This is a genomic window from Nonomuraea sp. NPDC049141, assembly GCF_040648415.1.
Taxonomy (GTDB): domain Bacteria; phylum Actinomycetota; class Actinomycetes; order Streptosporangiales; family Streptosporangiaceae; genus Nonomuraea.
Genome location: NZ_JBEZDR010000102.1, coordinates 1 through 3,279 on the forward strand (window position 1 = coordinate 1; position 3,279 = coordinate 3,279).

Annotated in this window: 3 protein-coding genes; all 3 read left to right on the plus strand. The window is 72.6% G+C overall.

The genetic code is table 11. From position 1 onward, the window contains the following. Nucleotides 1-478: 478 nt before the first annotated feature. The gene (locus tag AB0B91_RS64680) at nt 479-766 is read left to right on the plus strand and encodes a phosphopantetheine-binding protein (protein ID WP_089002967.1); all 288 of its coding nucleotides are present in this window, start codon (nt 479-481) and stop codon (nt 764-766) included. Nucleotides 767-802: 36 nt separating this feature from the next. Next, entirely contained in the window at nt 803-2,203 is a 1,401-nt protein-coding gene (locus tag AB0B91_RS64685; protein WP_089002966.1) for a condensation domain-containing protein, read from the plus strand. Nucleotides 2,204-2,228: 25 nt separating this feature from the next. Next, nucleotides 2,229-3,279: GNAT family N-acetyltransferase (locus AB0B91_RS64690; protein WP_358342927.1), on the plus strand; the 1,051-nt coding region annotated here is incomplete at its 3' end.

The window sequence follows — 3,279 nt, forward strand, 5'->3', positions numbered from 1 at the left end:
GTCGGCGGGGTGACGCCGACGCCCAGGAACGACACACGCCGCGGCCAGTGGATCCTCGACCGGCGCGATCGTCCGTTCGTGGTACTTCCGATGACCAGCCATCTACTCCTCCAGGAAGGTCCGGCCTGGCGGCACGGGCGACGCAGCGCCGATCCGGTGGGCGCAGTGCCGGTGAGTCGGGGATCGGCCCCGGGGTGACGTGGCCGACCGCCACCGCCGGCACAGGGCGGTGCGACGACCTGATCCGTCCGGAAATCCATTGCCTGGCAAGCGAATCGCGAAAGCCGGCAAGCAATCCGACGATATCGACGCGGCTTCGGCCAGGGCTTCTCCGAAGGTGCGCAGCGAACGGGCACACGGGGCACTTCAGGAGGTGAAGCACCCGGACGGGCGATGCCACGATCGGTCTGTGGACCTGCCGGCGGGCGGGTCCGGCGCCGTGGCGGCGCGGACGCCCGCTCCAGCAGAAAGGTGAGCCATGGGCACGCACCCCGCGCCGGGCGGCGCTTCCGCGCCCGGCACCGACATTCCCTCGGTGGAGGAACAGATCACCGCCATCTGGCGGGAGGCGCTCGACGTGCCCTCGGGCGCGGAGCACGCCACCTTCTTCGAACTGGGCGGGCAGTCGATCACCGCGCTGCTGATCATCGCCTGGCTCGAGGACGAGCTCGGCATCACCTCCGTCGGGGTCGACCAACTCTTCGACGACCCGGACCTCGACACGTTCATCCGTCAGGTCGTCGTGACCCTCGAGCCCGCCGCCTGACGTCAGGGTGTGCCGCACCCGGAGAGGAAGAGACCGATGACGCCCGACACCCCGTTCCCGCTCTCGCTGGAGCAGGAGTTCCTCCGCCTGCAACACCTGAACGACGGCTCCGCCGGCGCCTTCGGCCCGCGTCCCATCTCCAGCGGCGGGTGGCGACTGACCGGTGACCTCGACCTGGCCGCGTTCACCGCGGCCCTCGACGACGTGGTCGTCCGGCACGAGGCGCTACGCACGGTGCTGCTGCACGACGAGGACGGCTGGCGTCAGCAGGTCCGGCCGCCCAGCTCGCCGACGCTGGTGGTCCGGGACCTGCCCGACGGCGGGAGCCCGCGACAGGAGCGGGCCGAGGCGTTCCTCAACGAGATCGAGGGGCAGACCTTCGACATGGAGCAGGTGCCGGCCTTCTGGATCCACGTGGGCCGGCTGGCCGACGACGACTGGATCGTCGTGCTGGTGGCCCACCTGCCGGTCGTGGACGTCTGGTCGCTCGGCCTGGTCATGCGGGACATCGTCGAGCTGTACGCGGCGCGCCGCGAGGGCCGGCAGCCCGACCTGCGCGAGGTGCACCAGTTCCGGGAGTACGTCGCCCGGCAGCAGGCCGGTTCCGACGAGGCGTCCGCCGCCGCCTCCTTCCAGTACTGGCGGGAGCGCCTGCGCGACGCCCGTCCGGTGACCCTGCCGACCGACCGGCCGCCGGCCGAGGGCGCCCCGGCGGGAACCCGGTGCGACCGGTTCGCGCTCGGCGCGGACCTGGGCACGGCGACCCTGGAGTTCGCCCGGTCCCTGCGGTGCTCGCCGTTCATGGTGCTGTTCGCCGCCTACCGGGTGCACCTGCTGGCCCGCACCGGGATCACCGACGGGGTGATCTGGACCCTCACCTCCGGACCGGGGCGGCGACGCCGGTGGATGGCCGACACGGTCGGCTACTTCGTCAACCTGTTCCCGCTGCGCACCGACCTGACCGGCTGCCGGACCTTCCGCGAGGTGGTCGAGCGGGTCCGGGAGAGCTGCATGTCGGCGTTCGCGCACGAGGTGCCCTTCGTCCGGCTGGCCACCGAGGTGGCCGCCGAGGTCGCCGCGCTGGAGGAGGGCGACCGGATCGCCGAGCGGGCCCGCCCCGGCTTCCAGATGTCACCGAACCCGTTCGTGCTGCGCGAGCAGGGCACCGGTGGGGTCGGCTGCACGGCCGCCCAGCGGCGCGTCTCCCAGCCCGTCGGCCCTGACATCCCCGACGACGCGATCCTGTGGACCGCCGAGCTGAGCCCGACCAACGAGCTGATCTTCGCGGTGAACAGCAGCGTCGACCGGTTCGCGCAGTCCTCGATGGACGCCATGCTGGCCGACTTCACCCACGTGCTGCGCGCCGGGATCGCCGACCCCGAGACGCCGCTGGCGGACCTGGCCGCGGGAGCCGTACCCGCCACCTCCGGCAACTGACCGACCCCACCGAAGGGACCCTCTGATGACCGCTGACCTTCCCGCCGGAATGCGCCTGGTCGAGGTGACCGAGGAACGGTACGGCGAATGGCTCGACAGCTGGCTCGGCGCGTTCGCCTCGCCGCCCGGTGACGACCCGGAGGTGGTGGACTTCTACCGGCGTACCCACCCGCCGCACCGCGCCATCGCCATCACCGACGACGCCGGTTACGTGGCGACGAACGCCTCGCTGCACCGTGACCTGGTGCTGCCGGGCGGCCGGACGGTGCCGCTCGCCGCCTGCACCGGCGGTTCCTGCCACCCCACGATGCGACGCAAGGGGCTGATGAAGGCCACCCTGCACCGGCTGCACGAGCGGGCCGTCGAGGAGGGCAAGCCGATCGCCGCCGGGGGCGTGTCCGAGTGGCCCATCTACTGGCGCTTCGGCTACGGCCCGGCCACCTGGTACAACAGCCTCAACATCGACGTACGGGGGGTGGGCTGGCGCGACGACGCGCCGGACGGCGACCTGCCGGTGCGGCGGGTCTCCGGCAAGGAGGCCCGGGATCTGGCCCAGTCGGTGTACGAGCGGCAGGCGGTCCGGACGCCGGGCGAGGTGATCCCGCCGTCCTGCTACTGGGACCGGCTGGCGATGGACCCGGCGAACCCCCGCCTGGAGCAGATGCTGGCCATCGGCGGCGGCGGGGCGCCCCGGGCGTGCGTGGCGGTGGGTGACCGGGGCTTCGTGTCGTACCGCATCACCTCGGACTGGGCGCCGGAGACCACGCCCCGAAACCTGCTCCAGGTCATCGACTTCCTCGCCGTGGACGCCGAGGCGGCCGCCACGCTCTGGCGCTACCTGCTCTCCGTCGACATGGTGGCCACCATCCAGATGTGGTACGCGCCGGTGGACAACCCGCTGGCGTGGTGGGTGACCGACGCGCGCAAGCTGCGCGCCCAGCGCCACGACGGCGTGTGGCTGCGTCCGCTGGACGTGCCGACGCTGCTGGAGGCGCGCGGATGGGCCGGCGACGGGGCGTTGACGCTGCGCGTGCACGACCCGGAGGGCCACACCGACGGGACGTTCCGCCTCGAGG